Source organism: Variovorax sucrosi (assembly GCF_051216635.1).
In the GTDB taxonomy this organism is placed as follows: Bacteria; Pseudomonadota; Gammaproteobacteria; order Burkholderiales; family Burkholderiaceae_C; genus Variovorax.
This window is the reverse complement of record NZ_JBPJZU010000004.1, coordinates 340,102-357,077: the sequence shown is the minus strand read 5'-3', so window position 1 is coordinate 357,077 and position 16,976 is coordinate 340,102. Positions and strand designations below refer to the sequence as shown.

The window sequence follows — 16,976 nt, the reverse complement described above, 5'->3', positions numbered from 1 at the left end:
CGATCGAATGACAACCCCACGACTCCAACTCGCACACATCACCAAGCGCTACCCGGCGGTGGTGGCGAACAGCGACGTGTCGCTGGTCGTCCAGCCGGGCGAAACGCATGCCGTTCTCGGCGAGAACGGCGCCGGCAAGTCGACGCTGATGAAGATCATCTACGGCTCGGTCAAGCCCGACGAGGGCAGCGTGACGTTCAACGGCCAGCCGGTGAACGTGCGCAACCCGCAGGAGGCGCGCGCGCTGGGCGTCAGCATGGTGTTCCAGCACTTCAGCCTGTTCGACACGCTGACCGTGGCCGAGAACGTCTGGCTCGGGCTCGACAAGAGCCTGGCGCTGGCCGAGGTCACGCGGCGCATCACCGCCAAGGCGAGCGAGTACGGGCTCGACATCGACCCCTCGCGGCCGGTGCACACGCTGTCGGTCGGCGAAATGCAGCGCGTGGAAATCATCCGCGCGCTGCTCACCGACCCGCAACTGCTGATCCTCGACGAGCCGACTTCGGTGCTCACGCCGCAGGCGGTCGTCAAGCTTTTCGTGGTGCTGAAGAAGCTGGCGTCCGAAGGCTGCAGCATCCTCTACATCAGCCACAAGCTGCACGAGATCCGCGAACTGTGCACGGCCTGCACCGTGCTGCGCGGCGGCAAGGTCACGGGCGTGTGCAACCCGCAGAACGAAACCAACGAATCGCTCTCGCGCCTGATGATCGGCGCCGAGCCGCCGCCTTTGCAGCACCGCGAACTGAAGGCGGGCGCGGTGGCGCTGCGCGTCAAGGCGCTGACGCTGGCGCGCGAAGACCAGTTCGGCGTCGACCTCGACGCGGTGTCGCTCGACGTGCGCGCGGGGGAGGTCGTCGGCATCGCCGGTGTGTCGGGCAACGGCCAGAAAGAACTGCTCTATGCGCTGTCGGGCGAAGACACGCGCGCCGAGCCCGCGATGATCGAGGTCTTCGGCCAGGCGGCGGCGCGCTTCCGCCCGCGCAAGCGCCGCGCACTGGGCGTGCACTTCGTGCCGGAAGAGCGGCTGGGCCGCGGCGCGGTTCCGACGCTCGGGCTCGCGCACAACATGCTGCTGACGCGCAGCAACGCGGTCGGTGCGGGCGGCTGGATCCGCACCGGGCAGCTCGCCAAGCATGCAAGCGAGATCATCCGTCGCTTCAACGTGAAGGCCGGTGGGCCGCAGTCGGCGGCGCGTTCGTTGTCGGGCGGCAACCTGCAGAAGTTCATCGTCGGCCGCGAGATCGATGCCAACCCCAAGCTCTTCATCGTCTCGCAGCCGACCTGGGGCGTGGACGTGGGCGCGGCCGCGCTCATCCGCAACGAGATCCTCGCGCTGCGCGATGCCGGCTGCGCGGTGCTGGTGGTGAGCGAAGAGCTCGACGAGCTGTTCGAGATCAGCGACCGGCTGTATGTGATCGCCAAGGGGCGGCTGTCGCCCTCGGTGGACCGCGCCGCCGCGACCGTGCCGCAGATCGGCGAATGGATGAGCGGGCTGTGGGATGCACAAGGCGCGACCGCTTCTCGCAACGCCCAGGAGACGGCCCATGCTTAAGCTCGAACCCCGCCCGCAGCTCTCGCGCTTCTGGAGCTATGGCTCGCCCATCCTGGCGCTGGTCATCACGGTGGTGATCGGCGTCGCGCTGTTCGCCCTGCTCGGCAAGGACCCGGTCAAGGGCCTGGGGGTCTTCTTCTGGGAACCGATCAAGAGCGGCTACGCACTCGGCGAGCTGATGGTCAAGGCCACGCCGCTGCTCATCATCGCGCTCGGCCTGGCGGTGTGCTTTCGCTCCAACGTGTGGAACATCGGCGCCGAAGGCCAGTTCGTGATGGGCGCCATCGCGGCCGGCGGCGTCGCGCTGCTGGCCGACAAGGGCACGGGTCCGTGGATCGTGCTGCCGATCCTGATGGCCGGCATCCTGGGCGGCATGGTGTGGGCAGGCATCGTCGCCTTCTTGCGCGACACCTTCAACGCCAACGAAATCCTCGTGAGCCTGATGCTGGTGTACGTCGCGACGCTGCTGCTGGGCTACCTGGTGTTCGGCCCGTGGAAAGACCCGATGGGCTACAACTTTCCGCAGACCAAGAACTTCGATGCGGTGACGCAGATCCCCCGCCTCATCAAGGGCTCGCGCGTGAGCATCGGCCTGATCATCGCGCTGGTCGGCGCAGGCGTGCTGTGGGTCTTCCTGTTCCGCACGCGTGCCGGCTTCGCGCAGCAGGTCGGCGGGCTGGCGCCGGCGGCCGCGCGCTACGCCGGCTTCTCGTCGCGGCGGGCGGTGTGGATCGCATTGCTGACCTCGGGCGGCGCGGCAGGCCTCGCGGGCGCGCTCGAAGTCGCCGGCCCCATCGGCCAGCTCACGCCTTATGTGCCGGCCGGCTACGGCTTCGCGGCCATCATCGTGGCCTTTGTCGGGCGGCTACACCCGGTCGGCATGATCTTCTCGGCCATCCTGATGAGCATGTTCTACATCGGCGGCGAACTGGCGCAGTCGCGCCTGGGCCTGCCCAAGTCGCTGACCGGCGTGTTCCAGGGGCTGCTGCTGTTCTCGCTGCTGGCCTGCGACACGCTGATCGCTTATCGCATCCGCCGCAAGACCGCCGCCAAGGCGGTGCCCGCGGTGGTGGCGAGCACGTCATCGTTGCAGGCCAGCACGCCACTGACTGCGCCAGCAGCGCGCACTTCCGAGGGGACCGTCTGATGGATTCGTACGCATTGCTCGTCGGCTCGGCGCTCAGCGCCGGCACGGTGCTCGCCATCGCGGCGCTCGGCCTGCTCATCAACGAGAAGGCCGGCATCGTCAACCTCGGCGCCGAGGGCATGATGCTCTGCGCCGCCATTGCCGGCTTCGCGACGGTGGTGGTCACCCGCAACCCGTGGCTCGGCTTCCTGGCCGGCATGGGGGCCGGTGCGGTGCTGGCGGCCATCTTCGGCGTGCTGGTGATCTGGCTCAACACCAACCAGTACGCGACCGGGCTGGCGCTCAGCCTGTTCGGCGTGGGCTTTTCGGCCTTCGTCGGCATCGGCTTCGTGCAGGCCAAACTGCCCGAAAGCGTGCCGTACGCGATCCCGGTACTGGCCGACATTCCGCTCGTCGGCCCGGCCTTCTTCCGGCACCACCCGATGGTGTACTTCGCGGTCGCGCTGACCATCGGACTCATCTGGTTCCTGTACCGCACACGCGCCGGCCTGGTGCTGCGCTCGGTGGGCGAGTCGCCGGAATCGGCGCACGCGCTCGGCTATCCGGTGCGGCGCATCCGCTTCATGGCGGTGGTGGCCGGTGGCGCGCTGTGCGGCCTGTCGGGCGCCTACCTGTCGACGGTCTACACGCCGCTGTGGGTCGAAGGCATGGTGGCCGGCCGCGGCTGGATCGCACTGGCGCTCACCACCTTCGCCACCTGGCGGCCGGTCCGCGTGCTGCTGGGGGCCTACCTGTTCGGCGGCGTGTCGATGCTCGGCTTCCACCTGCAGAGCACCGGCGTCGACGTGCCCAGCCAGTTCCTGAGCATGTTGCAGTACATCGCGCCGATCGTGGTTCTGGCCCTGATCTCGCGCAACCCGGCCTTCATCCGCATCAACATGCCGGCGTCGATCGGTAAACCGTTCTACCCCGGCTCATAATTCCCGTTTCGCTCCCGCCAACCTGTCCTTCGAGGATCTCGACCAATGAATGATTTGAACAAGCGCTCCCTGCTCAAGCTGGCTGCACTCACGGCCGTCGCATCTGCCGCCCTGATCGGCTGCGGCAAGAAGGAAGAAGCGGCGGCACCTGCTGCAGCGCCTGCACCTGCGCCGGCCGCTGCGGCGCCTGCACCGGCCGCACCGCTGAACATCGCATTCGCCTATGTCGGCCCGGTGGGCGACGGCGGCTGGTCCTTCGCGCACGACAACGGGCGCAAGGCGCTCGAGAAGGAATTCGGCGACAAGGTCAAGACGAGCTTCGTCGAGAGCGTGCCCGAATCGGCCGATGCCGAGCGCGTGTTCCGCGACCTGGTGGGCCAGGGCAACAAGCTGGTCTTCGGCACCACCTTCGGCTACATGGAACCGATGCTCAAGGTCGCCGCCGACAACAAGGAAATCAAGTTCGAGCACGCCACCGGCTACAAGACGGCCGAGAACCTGCGCACCTACGACAGCCGCACCTACGAAGGCGCGTACATGGCCGGCATCATCGCGGGCTCGATGACCAAGTCGAACACGCTGGGCGTGGTCGGCTCGGTGCCGATCCCCGAAGTGCTGCGCAACATCAACAGCTTCACGCTGGGCGCGCAGTCGGTCAACCCGAAGATCACGACCAAGGTGGTGTGGGTCAACGAATGGTTCAGCCCGCCGAAGGAAACCGAAGCGGCCACCGCGCTGATCAACGGCGGCGCCGACGTGCTGTTCCAGAACACCGACTCGCCGGCCGTGCTCAAGACCGCGCAGGAAAAGGGCAAGCGCGCCTTCGGCTGGGATTCGGACATGACGGCCTACGGCCCGAAGGCCCACCTGGCGTCGGCCGTCATCAATTGGGGGCCGTACTACATCAAGGCCACCAAGGACGCACTTGAAGGCAAGTGGGCGACCGGCTCGAGCTGGTGGGGCGTGAAGGAAGGCGCCATCGACATCGTGTCGATCGCCGACGACGTGCCCGCCGACATCAAGACCAAGGTCGAGACCGTGAAGGCCGGCCTGAAGGACGGCACGTACTCGATCTGGAAGGGCCCGATCGTCGGCCAGGACGGCAAGGAGCTGGTCGCAGCCGGCGCCGTGGCCGACGACAAGTTCCTCTCGGGCGTGAACTTCTACGTCAAGGGCGTCGAAGGCAAGGTGCCGGGCGGCGAGAAGAAGTAAGGCGTTCTGCGCGCACACAAAAGGCCGCCCGTCGAGGCGGCCTTTTTCGTTCTGCGTGCCGTCAGTGTGTCGACCGCGTGCGAGAAGGCACCAGCAACGGGAGAGCCACCAGCGCGCACGCCGCGGCGGCGAACCACACCAGCGGCCAGCCCTGCAGCGAGATCAGATGCGGTATGGACAGGGGCGTGACGAAACAAACCACGAAGACGCTGGTGTTCGCCATGCCCAGTGCGGTGCCGGCGCGCGCGGCACCGGCGAGGCTGGCCAACTCGGTGTAGGCCACGCCGTGCCAGGCCGACACGCAGGCGCCGCTCAAGGCCAGCAGCACGACAAGTCCGGCGCGTCCACCGGAAGAGCCGGGAACCAAGTCGCCCGGGAGAGCTAAGGCGCCGAGTGCCATGAACAGCAGCACGCTCAGCAAGGCGCAGCCTTTCAGGTAGGCCGGGCGATTGCGATGGCGGTCGGTCCATCGGCCACTCCAGATCCGCATGCCCATCGCACCGATCTGCACCACCACCATGGCCGCGGTGATGGCCGCCTGCGTCGCATGGCCGAAGTCGTGCAGGAACACCGTGCCGAAAGAGAGCACCGCGAACTGCGGCGCACACAGAATGCCGATGCCGGCCACGATGCGCCAGACCCGCGCGTCGTGCAACGGGCCTTGGCCGCGCGCGCGGCCGGCCGTCGGTGCTGCCTGGGCCGGGCTGCGCGCCGAACTCGGAGCTGGCTCTCGCACCCAGGCCATGACGAGCAGTGCGCCCAGCGCGCACAAGCCGGCGAGCACCGCGTACACGGCGCCGAAGCCGCCATGCAGCACCAGCACCGGCAGCAGCAGGGCACCGACGCCGCCGCCCAGTGGCACGGCGGTCTGCCGGATGCTCATGGCCAAGCCGCGCTCGCCTTCGGCAAACCACGTCATCACGGCACGGCCGCTGGCGCCGTTCACGCTGCCGCCGAGCAATCCGACGAGCACCAGTCCGGCAGCCAGCCAGCTCAGCGGCGGCACCTGTGCGCCGTGCGGCGCAGCCCACAAAGCCATGGCAGCCAAGGCGGCGGCGGTGCTGGTCAGGCCGGTCAGCAGCACAGGCCGGTCACCCCAGCGATCGGTCAGCAGCCCCCACGGCAACTCGCTCAACGCGATGCCCAGGCCCATGAGACCGAGGACGAGACCGAGGGTGGCCGTGTCGAGCCGGTAGTCGGAGCGCATCAGCACCGCGGTCATCGGGATGCCGCTGAAGGCCACGGAGAACGCCGCGTTGGCGACCACGCCGGCGGTGAGTACCTTCCATCGATGGCGGGGAAGAGAAGCGGGTGCGGGTGCGGCGGGCACGACCGGTAGCGTGCTGGAGGACGAGGCATGACAAGGCATGGCGGCAGTGTCGAATCTCGCGACAATTCTGAATATCAGAAAATATGGATCAAACCATCCACAAATTCAGGACTGTTCCATGGCCCAACCCATGTTCGACCTCGACGTGCTTCGCAGCTTCGCGACCGGCGTCGCCCTCGGCAGCTTTGCGCGTGCCGCCGACCGACTGGGCCGGTCGACTTCCGCGGTGAGCGCGCAGCTCAAGAAGCTTGAGGCGCAGGCGGGCACGGCCCTGTTTCGCAAGTCCGGCCGAGGCCTGGAATTGACCGACGCCGGCCAGACCATGCTGGCTTATGCGCACCGGCTGCTCGAACTCAACGACGAAGCCGCCGCGGCCATGCGCGGTGCCCATCTGCATGGCCTGGTTCGGCTCGGCCTGCAGGAGGACTTCGGCGAGACGCTGCTCCCCGACGTGCTCGGCCGCTTCACGCGCGCGCATCCCCAGGTGCGGGTCGAGGCCTGCATGGCGCGCTGCACCGAACTGCGCGAACGCCTGAGCCTGGGCAAGCTCGACCTGGCCCTCGTCTGGGAAACGGGCAACCAAGCGCCACTGCCTCATGGCGAGTGCTTGCTGCACGCGCCGCTGCAATGGATCGGCGCTGCGAGCGAACACGCATCCGAGCGGCCGCCTTGGTGGCCGGAGCGCCGGGCCGGGGGCGGCCGCCATGCGGAGGCGCTGCCATTGGTCCTGCTCGACGCACCTTGCCCGGTGCGCGAGATGACCACGGCGGCGCTCGACCGTGCGGGCATTCCGTGGCGCCACGGGTTCAGCAGTTCGAGCCTGGCCGCGCTGTGGGCGGCGAGCGCGGCCGGCCTCGGCCTGACGGTGCGGACCTCGTTCGGGTTGCCGCGCAGCGTGAAGGGGCTCAATGCTGCGGCTGCTGGTTTGCCGGAACTTCCGGTGATCAGCCTTTGGCTCTATCGTGCGCAGGCACAGCCCGAAGCGACGGTCGCGCGTCTCGCGGATCTGTTGCGCCAGGCGATCCGCCAGGACACCCCGTCCACCCGGCGGAAGTCGCCGCGCAGCCTGCGGGCGGTCCCCGCATGAGGGGACAACCCGCTACTTCTGCGGCCCGAGCCGATCGACCAGCACCGCGCTCGCGGCGTTGAGCCCGATCACCTCGACCGCGCTCCCGTGCTTCTGCAGCCGCTGCACCACCTTGTCGAGCGCCGCGACGGCGGTCACGTCCCAGAGGTGCGCCTGCGTCACGTCGATGCGCACGGGGCGGCCTTCGGTGTCCAGGGTGTCGAACGCATCGACGAACACGTCGGCCGAGGCGAAGAAAACCTGGCCGGCGACGCGGTAGGTGCGCATGCCGCTGGCCGGGTCGTCCTCGGCGTGCACGGCGAGCAGGCGCGACACCTTGAAGCTGAAGAACACGCCGCTGAGCATCACGCCGACGGCCACGCCGGCCGCCAGGTTGTCGGTCGCGACGGTGACCGCGACCGTGGCCAGCATCACGGCGCTCGACAGGCGAGGGTGGCGCACCACGCTGCGCAGCGACCCCCAGTCGAAGGTCGAGGCCGACACCATCACCATGATCGCGACCAGCGCGGCCACCGGCACCTGCGACACCCAGGGCTTGAGCAGCACCATCAGGATCAGCAGGAAGGCGCCAGCGAACAGCGTCGACAGTCGCCCGCGGCCGCCATAGCGCACGTTGCTCACCGTCTGGCCGATCATTCCGCAGCCCGCGATGCCGCCGAAGAGGCTGGCCGCGATGTTGGCCAGCCCCAAGCCGCTGCATTCGCGGTTCTTCGAGCTGGGCGTGTCGGTGAGCTCGTCGACCACGCTGGCGGTCATCATCGATTCGAGCAGGCCGACCATCGCGATCGCCAGTGCGGGCAACGCGATGAGGCGCAGGGTGCCGAGGGTGAAGGGCACGTCCAGCCATGCGAAGACCGGCAGGGCGTCGGGCAGCGTGCCGAGGTCGGCCACGGTCTTCAGCGGCAGGCCGAACCACGACGCGATCACGGCCAGCACCACGATGCAGACGAGCGGCGAGGGCACGGCCGACGTGATGCGCGGCAGCCCGTAGATGATCGCCAGGCCCAGCCCCACCATGCCCCAGGTGGCGGCGTTCGCACCCACCAGGTGCGGCATCTGTGCCGCGAAGATCAGGATGGCCAGCGCGTTGACGAAACCGGTGCGCACCGACGACGAGACGAAGCGCATCAGGACGCCCAGCCGCAGCAGGCCGAAGAGCACCTGCACCAGCCCCGCCAGGACGCCAGCTGCCAGCAGGTAGGCCAGGCCGTGCGACTGCACCAGCGGCGCGGCCACCAGGGCGACCGAGCCGGCTGCGGCCGAGATCATGGCGGGCCGCCCGCCGGTGAATGCGATCACGAGGCTGATCACGAAGGACGCGAACAGGCCGACCGACGGATCGACGCCCGCCACGAAGGAGAAGGCGATGACCTCGGGGATGAGTGCGAAGGTGGCGACGGCGCCGGCCATCAGTTCGCGGGGAATGTTCGGCGCCCATTCGGCGCGAAGGCGGGTCAGTGCCATGGGGATGGGGTCGCCGACGGCGACGGGGATGGATGGAGGACGGAGCGCTGCGCCGATGCGGGCACCAGCCATTGCGCTCTGATGTTAGCGAGCCTGCTGGCGCTCCGGGCTCCGCCGGCCTGGCCGTCGCCTGCGCCTTCAGGACACGGTGCGCCGGCGCAGACGGGCCACGCCCGCCAGCACGGCCTGCGCGGTCGCGGCGACGCCGGCGCCCAGCAGCGCACCGGCGGCCACGTCGAACGGGAAATGCACGCCCACATAGACACGCGCCCAGGCGGTCGCCACCGCGATCGCGAGCACGGCCAGCCCGACGGTGCGCAGGCGCCGGTCGGCCACCAGCATGAAGGCCACGGTGAACATGACGGTGGCATGCGTGCTCGGCAGGCCAGCGCGTGCGCCATGCGCCACATACTCGGGGCTCAGCCCCAACATGAACGGGCGCGGCGCATCGATGGCCGCGGCCAGTTCGCGCGACAACGGCGAGGCGAGCGCCGCGACCACCAGGACGAAGGCCACGCGTGCACGCGCGGCTGGCCGCTTCCAGGCGGCGGCGGCGATCAGCGCGGCACACACCCAGGTCGAGCGCTCGGCCAACACCGCGGCGACCCACAACAACACGGGGTGGGGCCGGTGACCGGCAGCGATCAAGTCGAAGAGCGTGAGGTTCCAGGCATTCATGGGCGTCGCGATTGTCGCTGCCGAAGATGGACGGCGGATGAATGCCGTGAGGCCCCGTGCGGAAGCTGGCCCGCCACGGAAGATGGACTTACAGTGCCACCATGACCTCCCACGATTTCCAGATCCCCGCCGAGCGCCTGCCCGCGCTGCTGTGCGCGATGCCCAAGGCCGAACTGCACATGCACATCGAAGGCTCGCTCGAGCCCGAACTCATCTTCGCGCTGGCACAGCGCAACGGCGTTGCCATCCCCTACGCCAGCGTGGAGGACCTGCGCCGGGCCTACGCCTTCACCAACCTGCAGAGCTTTCTCGATATCTACTACGCAGGCGCCAGCGTGCTGCTGAAGGAGCAGGACTTCTACGACATGGCCTGGGCCTACCTCGAGCGCGCCGCGGCCGACAACGTGGTGCGCACCGAGATGTTCTTCGACCCGCAGACGCACACGGCCCGCGGCGTCGACGTCAAGGTGGTCATCGACGGCCTGCACCGCGCCTGCGTCGACGCGGAAGCCAAGCTGGGCGTGAGCGCCGCGCTCATCCTGTGCTTCCTGCGCCACCTGAGCGAGGAAGAGGCCTTCGAGACGCTCGCGCAGGCGCTGCCCTACCGCGACAAATTCATCGGCGTCGGCCTCGATTCGAGCGAGGTCGGCCATCCGCCGGAGAAGTTCGCGAAGGTGTTCGCGCGCTGCCATGAACTCGGCCTGCATCTCGTGGCGCATGCGGGTGAGGAAGGCCCACCCGCCTACGTGTGGAGCGCGCTCGACGTGCTCAAGGTGGAACGCGTCGACCACGGCGTACAGAGCGCGAAGGACCCGGCGCTGATGGCGCGGCTGGCGAAGGACCGCATCCCGCTGACGGTCTGCCCGCTGTCGAACCTCAAGCTCTGCGTGTTCCCCGATCTGAAGGAACACAACCTGAAGACGCTGCTCGATGCCGGCCTGGTCGCCACGGTGAACTCCGACGACCCGGCCTACTTCGGCGGCTACATGAACGAGAACTTCCTGCAGACCTTCGCGGCCACCGGCCTGACGGCGAAGCACGCCTGGCAACTCGCGGCCAACAGCTTCGAGGGAAGCTTCATCGACGACGCTGCCAAGGCGCGCTACATCGATCGGCTCAACGACACCTTCGCGCGCTTCGCCGCATAAGGCCGGCAGGTCACTCGACCTGCACGTTCGCCTTCTTCACCAGCTTCGCGTAGCGTTCCTGCTCCGACTTGAAGAACTTCACCGCGGCCTCGGGCGTGCTCGGGTCGATGAAGTTGTCCTGCTTGGCCATCGCGGCCTTGACCTCCGGGTCGGCAAAGGCCACCACGATGGCGTCGTGCAGGCGCTTGACCTGTGCGGCCGGCAGCTTGGCCGGGCCGACCAAGGCGAACCAGCCTTCGACGTCGACCGACGGGAAGCCCTGCTCGGCGATGGTCGGCACGTCGGGCAGAGAGGCCACGCGTTGCTTGCCCATGATGCCGATGGCGCGCAGCGTGCCGGCCTTCAGGTGGCCCTGCACGGCGGGTACCGCGCCCACGCCCATCTCGACCTGGCCACCGACGATGTCGGCCAGCATCGGGCCCATGCCCTTGTACGGGATGTGGCGCACGTCGACGCCCGCCGCCTCCATGACCATCTCGCCGGCCAGGTGGATGACGGTGCCGTTGCCCGACGAGCCGTAGTTGTAGCCGCCGGGCTTGGCCTTCAGGAAGGCCTGCAGTTCCTTCGCGTTCTTCGCCGGCACCTTCTCCGGGTTGACCACCAGCACGAAGGGCGAGCCGCCGATCACGCTGATGGGCGTGATGTCCCCGATGCTGTCGTAGGGCATTTTCTTGAAGACGCTCGGGTTCACCGCATGGTTGTTCGACACGACGCCCACGGTGTTGCCGTCCGGTGCCGCTTTGACGACCGCCTGCGTGCCATTGATGCCGCCGGCGCCCGGCAGATTCTCGATCACCACCGGCTGGCCGCCGAGCGCCTTGGACAGCGCGACCTGGGCCGACCGCATGATGGTGTCGACGCCGGAGCCGGCGCCCACGGGGAGGATGACGCGCAGCGGTGTCGTCGGGGTCTGTGCACCGGCCAGGCCGGTGGCGCCGCAGAGTGCGGCGGCCGCCAGGGTCAGCAGGGTGCGGCGTGCAAGGGATGAGCTCATGTCTTTTGTCTCCGTCATTTTTCAGGGTGGGGAAAGGACCGCTGTCAGCGCCCGGGCAGGCCGGCCAGCACTTCGTCGGTGTGCTCACCGATCTTCGCCAGCGCTTGCCGCACACCCGGCCGGCGGCCGCCCATCAGCAGGGGCAGCAGCACCACCTGCGTGTCGGTGCCGTCCTCGGCCTGCATTGGCGCGAGGCCACCGCTGGCCAGCAGGTGCGGGTCGTCGACCAGCTGGTCGGGCCGGGTGATCGGGGCGTAAGGCAGGCCGGCCGCTTCGAGCTGCGTCGAGAGTTCGTCGATGCGGCGATGCGCCATCGTCTCGCCCAGGTGGCGCAGCAGCTCGGGCCGCACCGCCACGCGCTGCGCGTTGGTGGCGAGGGCCGGGTCGGTGGCGAGGTCGGGCCGGTCGATCACGCGGCAGAGTGTCTGGAACTGCTTGTCGCTCACCGCGCCGATGAAGAGCTGTTCGCCTTCGGCCAGCGTGAACACGTCGTACACGCTCCAGGCCGACACGCGCGATGGCATCGGCGGCGCGGGCTCGCCCGTCATCAGGAACTGCTGCACGTGCTGCGCCGAGAGAAAGACGCAGTTCTCGAACAGCGCGCTCTGGATCTCCTGGCCGCGGCCGGTGCGCTCGCGTTCGCGCAACGCGGCCAGCACGCCGATGGCGCCGAACATGCCGCCCATGATGTCGTTGACGCTGGTGCCCGCACGCAGCGGCCGGCCGGCCGGGCCGGTCATGTACGACAGGCCGCCCATCATCTGCACCACCTCGTCGAGCGCCGTGCGGTGCTCGTACGGGCCGGGCAGGAAGCCCTTGTGCGACACGTAGATGAGGCCCGGATGGGTTTCCGACAACGTCTCGTAGTCCAGCCCCAGCTTGGTCATCAGGCCGGGGCGGAAGTTCTCCAGCATCACGTCGCACTGGCCGATCAGCTCGACGGCCGTGGCGTGTCCGTCGGGGGTGTTGATGTCGAGCACCACGCTCTTCTTGTTGCGGTTGAAGCTGCGGAAAAAGCCGATGCCCAGGCCGGGCAGGTTGCGCGTCTTGTCGCCGCCGGGCGGCTCGATCTTGATGACCTCGGCGCCGAGGTCGGCCAGGATCATCCCGCAGGTCGGCCCCATGACCATGTGGGTGAATTCGATGACGCGCACGCCCTCGAGCGGCAGGCCGGTGGCGGTCGATGCGGTGTTCATGCGGATGGGCTTTCGGTTCGGTGTCAGTGCGCCGCGGCGCGTTGGAAGGTCTTGGGCAGGCCGGCGCGCCACAGGGCGCCGTTGGTCTGTTCGCCGACGAGCCAGCCGGCGACCTTGGTGCGCAGCGCGAGCAGCGCATCCATGTCGAGGCCGGTGTCGATGCCCATCGCGCCCAGCATGAAGCCGAGGTCTTCGGTCGATGCGTTGCCGCTCGCGCCGGGCGCGTGCGGACAGCCGCCGATGCCGGCGAGCGAGGCGTCGAAGCGCGTCACGCCCAGCTGCGCGGCGGCCAGCACGTTGGCCAGCGCCAGGCCGCGCGTGTCGTGGAAGTGGCCGCAGCAGAAGCGATCGCCGGCGATCTTCAGCGCCTGCTCGAACAGGCGGCTGACCGAAAGCGGGTCGGCGTAGCCCACGGTGTCGGCCAGGCTCACGCGGTCGGCACCGGCGTCGAGCAGCGCCTGCATCAGCCGCAGCACCTCGGCGGGCTCGACGGCGCCCTGCAGCGTGCAGCCGAAGGCCGTGCCCACGCCGCCTTCGATCAGCGTCTTGCGGCCGGAGGCATCGCGTGCCACACGGATGCGGGCCAGTTCCGCCACCACCTCGTCGGGCGTCTTGCGCAGGTTGGCCAGGCTGTGGGCGTGGCTGGCCGACAGCGGCAGGATCATCAGGTCGGCATCGCCTTCGAGCGCGCGTTCGGCGCCTTTCAAGTTGGGCACCAGCACCGAGGCGACGAGCCCGGGGAGCGTCTTGGCATAGGCCAGCACCTCGGCGGTGTCGGCCATCTGCGGCAAGAGGCGCGGCGGCACGAAGGAGCCGACCTCGATCTCGCGCTGGCCGGCGGCGACCGCGTCGCGCAGCCACTCGAACTTGCGTTCGGTGGGCAGCACCGTGGCGATGCTCTGCAGGCCGTCGCGCAAGCCCACCTCTCGCACGACAGCGCGTGCTGGCAATCCGTTCATCGTTCGTCTCCTGGTATGTGATGAACTATAGGAATTCCCAATGGCATGATCCAGTGGTAAATCGGAACATGAAAAGTTCCAAATCGGAATCTCTGAACCGGAGCCCATTCCATGCACGACCTCGACCTCAAGACGCTGCGGCTGCTGGTGGCCGTCTGCGACCACGGCAACATCAAGCAGGCCGCTGCGCAGGAGCACATCGAGCCCTCGGCCATCAGCAAGCGCATCGCGCAGCTCGAGCAGCAGCTCGGCGCGCCGCTGCTGGTGCGCGGGCGGCGCGGGGTGGTGCCCACCCCGGCGGGCGTCGCATTGCTGGAGCACGCACGCACGCTGCTCTTCACCATGGCGCGGATCGAGTCCGACGTCGCGGCCTTCGCAGGCGGCATTCGCGGGCAGGTGCGGCTGGTGGCGAGCGCGTCGGCCATCGCCGAATCGCTGCTCGACGACGTGGCCGCCTTCATGCGCGAGCCGGCGCACCGCGACATCAAGGTCGACATCGAGGAGCGCTTTTCGCGCGACCTGGTGCGCATGGTGCGCGAGGGCAGCGCGTCGCTCGGCGTGTGCTGGGACAGCATCGGCTTCGAGGGCCTGCAGCACCGGCCCTACCGCCGCGACGAGCTCGCCGTGGCGGTGCACGCCGACCATCCGCTGGCGCGCAAGCGCACGCTGCGCTTCGAGCAGACGCTCGACTACGAGCACGTCGGCCTGCCGCCCGCCACCGCGGTGCACACGATGCTGCACCGCGCCGCCGCGCGCGTGGGCCGCACGCTGAGCTACCGGGTGGTGGTCTCCAACTTCGATGCGGCGCTGCGCGTGGTGTCGGCCAACCTGGGCATCAGCGTGATCCCACGACAGGTCAGCCTGGCCTACGTGCCGGCGGGGTCGGTCAAGGTGATCCCGCTCAATGAGACCTGGGCGCGGCGGCGCTTCGCGATCTGCTACCGCGAGGCAGACAACCTGCAGCCGGCGGCGGCCAAGATGGTGGAGTTCCTGGTGAAGAAGGGCGAGGCCGAGGATTGAGCGCCCTGTGCACGCTCAATAGAAGTCGTAAGGGCCTTCGAAGTCGCCGATGTAGCTGATGTGGCTCACCAGGCCGTCGGCCGGGTCCCAGCGATGCAGCATGCAGGCCGGCGGGCCCATGAAGGACGCGGGCTTCGCGTCGGGCGCGAGGCGCAACGCGATCTCAGTGGTGGTGCTGGGGCAGGCGCAGACCACGGTGCCGGCCCAGCGCCGGAACATCGGCCGGTGCACGTGACCGCACAGCACGGCCTCGATGTTGCGGAACGCGCCGATGACCTCGGCCAGCGGCGCCGCGTCGAGGAAGCGGTACGCGTCCATGTACGCAATGCCGGAGACGAAGGGCGGGTGGTGCAGCATCACGATGGTGGGCTTCGTCGTGTCTTGTGCCAGCGTGGTCCGCAGCCAGTCGAGCCCGGCCGCATCGAGGGCGCCGTGGTGCCGTCCGGGCACGGTCGAATCGAGCGCCACGAGGCGCACGGGGTGCGTGTCGATGCAGTAGTGCAGCGGGCCGGTCGCCGGCAGGTAGGCATGGTCCGCGAAGGCCACGCGCAAGTGGTCGCGGTCGTCGTGGTTGCCGGGCATGACCCGATACGGGATCGTCAGGTCCGCCAGCAACGTGCGGGCGTGGGCGTATTCGTCGGGGTGTCCGTGGTCGACGAGGTCGCCGGTCAGCACTACCAAGTCGGGGCGCACGTCGAGCGCGTGTACGTGGCGGATGGCATCGCCCAGCATCCGGTTCGAGTCGGCCACGCCCTTGTAGCGCTGGCCCGCGGGGCGGATGTGCAGGTCGGAGAGTTGGCAGATGAGCACGGCGGCTTCCGGAGGCAATGTCCGCGAGCCTAGCAGCGCCTCGCGAATCTCAACGCTTGCAGGTGCCACCGACGGGGGCGCTGCCGTCCTTGCACTCGGTGAGCATGGCGGGCCCGCGTGGCGGCGCAGGCTGTGCGGCGTTGTCGGTGCCGGCCGAGCTCGGTCGTGTGTAGACGATCTTGCGCGTGCCCAGCGCGCAGCTGCCGACCACCTGGCCGCTGGAGGTCGCGTTCGCGTCCACCACCGTGACGCTGAAGCCGATGACACCCGATGCGGCGATCTTCGATTCGATCTGCGCGCGAATGGCTTCGCAGTTGTTGCTGTCCTGAGCGGCGGCGTTGCCGGCCAGCGCGCAGGCCGCGAGCAGCAGCCACGATGAATGCGCGCGTGCGTTTCCAAGGTGCATGAGAGATTCCTTTCAGTTCGCCGTACAGGTTGCCAGCATCTGGAGGCGGGCACGCAACCGAATGCTTCAGCGCGCTGTCTTACTCGCGGCCATCTCGGCATGCCATCGCGGCAGCCACGTCGCCAGGTGCTCGCCGAAGCCTTCCGCTGCGGGCGACAGGTGTCGCCCCTGCGCCTGGTACAGGCAGACGGAACGGATCGCCTCGGGCTCGACCACGCGCCGCATCACCAGCCCGAAGTGGCGCGCCAGCACTTGCACATAGGCCGGCGCGAGCGTCGCGGCGAGGCCTTGCGAGGCGATCCCCATCGCGGTCGTGAGGTTGTCGACCACGTCGACCGGCCCGACGCGCGAGCCCTCGGGCACGGTGAGCCGCATCTGCGCCACGCTGCGTTCGTGGTCGTGGCCGGCGGCCACCAAGGGCTGGTCTCGCAGGTCCTTCCAGCGCACGACCTTGCGCTTGGCCAGGGCGTGGTCGGGCGGGCACCACATCACCCAGGGGCTGTCGAAGAGCGGGCGGCTCTGCACGCCGGCGCCGACCGGGCGGTCGGGCCCGACGGCCAGGTCGACATCGCCGGCAGCCACGCTGTCGACCAACTGGTCCACCGGCAGATCGCGGATGCGGATCACGACCTTGGGCCGCTCGGCCGCGTAGTCGCGGATGGCGGCCGGCAGGGCAGTGCTCGCCAGCGCGAGCGGCGCACCGATGCGCACCACGCCGGCCGCGCGATGGCGCACGTCGTCGGCGGCGCGCTCGGCCGCGTCGAGGTGGCGCAGCACCGTCTCGGCCGAGGGCAGGAAGTCGCGGCCGGCCGCGGACAGCGCGACGCGCCGCGTGGTGCGGTCGAACACGCGGAAGCCGAGGATCGATTCGAGCTCGGCCACCAGCTGGCTCACGGCCTGCGCCGTGAGTCCCAGGCGCTCGGCGGCGGCGCTGAAGCTGTGCAGCTCCGCCACACGAGCGAAGGCTTCGAGCTGACGCAGGCTGACGCGGGACAGGGACATGGCGCGATTATCAATCTCTGCTTGGCAATGCATCCAGAAGCATTGCTTGTT

The 16,976-nt window shown here is 69.0% G+C and carries 16 protein-coding genes; 7 read left to right on the top strand and 9 right to left on the bottom strand.

Annotated elements, in window-relative coordinates; all coding sequences use genetic code 11:
• Window positions 1-7 precede the first annotated feature (7 nt).
• The 4 genes from ACSFBE_RS10535 to ACSFBE_RS10520 are packed head-to-tail and all read left to right on the top strand — an operon-like array spanning window position 8 to window position 4,831.
• Window positions 8-1,552: an ABC transporter ATP-binding protein gene (locus ACSFBE_RS10535; protein WP_435490322.1), complete on the top strand. Its 1,545-nt coding sequence runs from the start codon at window positions 8-10 to the stop codon at window positions 1,550-1,552.
• Window positions 1,545-2,699: an ABC transporter permease gene (locus ACSFBE_RS10530; RefSeq protein WP_435490321.1), complete on the top strand. Its 1,155-nt coding sequence runs from the start codon at window positions 1,545-1,547 to the stop codon at window positions 2,697-2,699. The genes ACSFBE_RS10535 and ACSFBE_RS10530 overlap by 8 nt, the downstream gene beginning before the upstream one ends.
• A complete protein-coding gene (locus tag ACSFBE_RS10525) occupies window positions 2,699-3,619 on the top strand; it encodes an ABC transporter permease (protein WP_435490320.1) in 921 nt (306 codons plus the stop codon). Before ACSFBE_RS10530 ends, ACSFBE_RS10525 begins: the two co-directional genes overlap by 1 nt.
• A gap of 45 nt (window positions 3,620-3,664) precedes the next feature.
• Entirely contained in the window at window positions 3,665-4,831 is a 1,167-nt protein-coding gene (locus tag ACSFBE_RS10520; RefSeq protein WP_435490319.1) for a BMP family ABC transporter substrate-binding protein, read from the top strand.
• 61 nt (window positions 4,832-4,892) lie between these two features.
• Here the strand turns inward: ACSFBE_RS10520 and ACSFBE_RS10515 are convergent, their stop codons facing one another.
• Window positions 4,893-6,200 carry an MFS transporter gene (locus tag ACSFBE_RS10515; RefSeq protein ID WP_435490318.1) on the bottom strand — a complete coding sequence of 436 codons (1,308 nt, stop codon included), beginning with the start codon at window positions 6,198-6,200 and terminating at the stop codon, window positions 4,893-4,895.
• A 79-nt stretch (window positions 6,201-6,279) separates the two neighbouring features.
• Here ACSFBE_RS10515 and ACSFBE_RS10510 point away from each other — a divergent pair, with 79 nt between their 5' ends.
• Window positions 6,280-7,248 (top strand): LysR substrate-binding domain-containing protein, encoded by a 969-nt coding sequence (locus ACSFBE_RS10510; RefSeq protein WP_435490390.1) that lies wholly within the window; start codon window positions 6,280-6,282, stop codon window positions 7,246-7,248.
• Between the two features lie 12 nt (window positions 7,249-7,260).
• On the opposite strand, the gene ACSFBE_RS10505 is transcribed toward ACSFBE_RS10510, so the two are convergent.
• A complete protein-coding gene (locus tag ACSFBE_RS10505) occupies window positions 7,261-8,712 on the bottom strand; it encodes a SulP family inorganic anion transporter (RefSeq protein WP_435490317.1) in 1,452 nt (483 codons plus the stop codon).
• A gap of 138 nt (window positions 8,713-8,850) precedes the next feature.
• Entirely contained in the window at window positions 8,851-9,390 is a 540-nt protein-coding gene (locus ACSFBE_RS10500; protein ID WP_435490316.1) for a phosphatase PAP2 family protein, read from the bottom strand.
• 101 nt (window positions 9,391-9,491) lie between these two features.
• Here ACSFBE_RS10500 and ACSFBE_RS10495 point away from each other — a divergent pair, with 101 nt between their 5' ends.
• Window positions 9,492-10,538 carry an adenosine deaminase gene (locus ACSFBE_RS10495; RefSeq protein WP_435490315.1) on the top strand — a complete coding sequence of 349 codons (1,047 nt, stop codon included), beginning with the start codon at window positions 9,492-9,494 and terminating at the stop codon, window positions 10,536-10,538.
• Between the two features lie 10 nt (window positions 10,539-10,548).
• Here the strand turns inward: ACSFBE_RS10495 and ACSFBE_RS10490 are convergent, their stop codons facing one another.
• From ACSFBE_RS10490 to ACSFBE_RS10480, 3 genes are read right to left on the bottom strand one after another with little or no spacing between them, the layout of a single operon-like run.
• The gene (locus tag ACSFBE_RS10490; protein ID WP_435490314.1) at window positions 10,549-11,532 is read right to left on the bottom strand and encodes a Bug family tripartite tricarboxylate transporter substrate binding protein; all 984 of its coding nucleotides are present in this window, start codon (window positions 11,530-11,532) and stop codon (window positions 10,549-10,551) included.
• A gap of 44 nt (window positions 11,533-11,576) precedes the next feature.
• Window positions 11,577-12,728 (bottom strand): CaiB/BaiF CoA transferase family protein, encoded by a 1,152-nt coding sequence (locus tag ACSFBE_RS10485; RefSeq protein ID WP_435490313.1) that lies wholly within the window; start codon window positions 12,726-12,728, stop codon window positions 11,577-11,579.
• 23 nt (window positions 12,729-12,751) lie between these two features.
• Window positions 12,752-13,687, bottom strand: a complete 936-nt coding sequence (locus ACSFBE_RS10480; protein ID WP_435490312.1) for a hydroxymethylglutaryl-CoA lyase — start codon at window positions 13,685-13,687, stop codon at window positions 12,752-12,754.
• A gap of 111 nt (window positions 13,688-13,798) precedes the next feature.
• Here ACSFBE_RS10480 and ACSFBE_RS10475 point away from each other — a divergent pair, with 111 nt between their 5' ends.
• Window positions 13,799-14,707 (top strand): LysR substrate-binding domain-containing protein, encoded by a 909-nt coding sequence (locus ACSFBE_RS10475; protein ID WP_435490311.1) that lies wholly within the window; start codon window positions 13,799-13,801, stop codon window positions 14,705-14,707.
• 15 nt (window positions 14,708-14,722) lie between these two features.
• Here ACSFBE_RS10475 and ACSFBE_RS10470 read toward each other — a convergent pair whose 3' ends face one another.
• The 3 genes from ACSFBE_RS10470 to ACSFBE_RS10460 all read right to left on the bottom strand — a co-directional run bounded on the left by ACSFBE_RS10470 (window position 14,723) and on the right by ACSFBE_RS10460 (window position 16,925).
• Window positions 14,723-15,517 carry a phosphodiesterase gene (locus ACSFBE_RS10470; RefSeq protein WP_435490310.1) on the bottom strand — a complete coding sequence of 265 codons (795 nt, stop codon included), beginning with the start codon at window positions 15,515-15,517 and terminating at the stop codon, window positions 14,723-14,725.
• Between the two features lie 49 nt (window positions 15,518-15,566).
• The gene (locus ACSFBE_RS10465) at window positions 15,567-15,923 is read right to left on the bottom strand and encodes a DUF1161 domain-containing protein (RefSeq protein ID WP_435490309.1); all 357 of its coding nucleotides are present in this window, start codon (window positions 15,921-15,923) and stop codon (window positions 15,567-15,569) included.
• Between the two features lie 66 nt (window positions 15,924-15,989).
• Entirely contained in the window at window positions 15,990-16,925 is a 936-nt protein-coding gene (locus ACSFBE_RS10460) for a LysR family transcriptional regulator (protein WP_435490308.1), read from the bottom strand.
• Window positions 16,926-16,976 lie beyond the last annotated feature (51 nt).

What these genes read in the sequence shown, in the direction of transcription:
- ACSFBE_RS10515 (WP_435490318.1), bottom strand. Translation starts at nt 6,200, where the DNA reads ATGCCTTGTCATGCCTCGTCCTCCAGCACGCTACCGGTCGTGCCCGCC.
- ACSFBE_RS10500 (WP_435490316.1), bottom strand. Translation starts at nt 9,390, where the DNA reads ATGAATGCCTGGAACCTCACGCTCTTCGACTTGATCGCTGCCGGTCAC.
- ACSFBE_RS10510 (WP_435490390.1), top strand. Translation starts at nt 6,280, where the DNA reads ATGGCCCAACCCATGTTCGACCTCGACGTGCTTCGCAGCTTCGCGACC.
- ACSFBE_RS10475 (WP_435490311.1), top strand. Translation starts at nt 13,799, where the DNA reads ATGCACGACCTCGACCTCAAGACGCTGCGGCTGCTGGTGGCCGTCTGC.
- ACSFBE_RS10460 (WP_435490308.1), bottom strand. Translation starts at nt 16,925, where the DNA reads ATGTCCCTGTCCCGCGTCAGCCTGCGTCAGCTCGAAGCCTTCGCTCGT.
- ACSFBE_RS10490 (WP_435490314.1), bottom strand. Translation starts at nt 11,532, where the DNA reads ATGAGCTCATCCCTTGCACGCCGCACCCTGCTGACCCTGGCGGCCGCC.
- ACSFBE_RS10525 (WP_435490320.1), top strand. Translation starts at nt 2,699, where the DNA reads ATGGATTCGTACGCATTGCTCGTCGGCTCGGCGCTCAGCGCCGGCACG.
- ACSFBE_RS10520 (WP_435490319.1), top strand. Translation starts at nt 3,665, where the DNA reads ATGAATGATTTGAACAAGCGCTCCCTGCTCAAGCTGGCTGCACTCACG.
- ACSFBE_RS10465 (WP_435490309.1), bottom strand. Translation starts at nt 15,923, where the DNA reads ATGCACCTTGGAAACGCACGCGCGCATTCATCGTGGCTGCTGCTCGCG.
- ACSFBE_RS10535 (WP_435490322.1), top strand. Translation starts at nt 8, where the DNA reads ATGACAACCCCACGACTCCAACTCGCACACATCACCAAGCGCTACCCG.
- ACSFBE_RS10530 (WP_435490321.1), top strand. Translation starts at nt 1,545, where the DNA reads ATGCTTAAGCTCGAACCCCGCCCGCAGCTCTCGCGCTTCTGGAGCTAT.
- ACSFBE_RS10505 (WP_435490317.1), bottom strand. Translation starts at nt 8,712, where the DNA reads ATGGCACTGACCCGCCTTCGCGCCGAATGGGCGCCGAACATTCCCCGC.
- ACSFBE_RS10480 (WP_435490312.1), bottom strand. Translation starts at nt 13,687, where the DNA reads ATGAACGGATTGCCAGCACGCGCTGTCGTGCGAGAGGTGGGCTTGCGC.
- ACSFBE_RS10485 (WP_435490313.1), bottom strand. Translation starts at nt 12,728, where the DNA reads ATGAACACCGCATCGACCGCCACCGGCCTGCCGCTCGAGGGCGTGCGC.
- ACSFBE_RS10495 (WP_435490315.1), top strand. Translation starts at nt 9,492, where the DNA reads ATGACCTCCCACGATTTCCAGATCCCCGCCGAGCGCCTGCCCGCGCTG.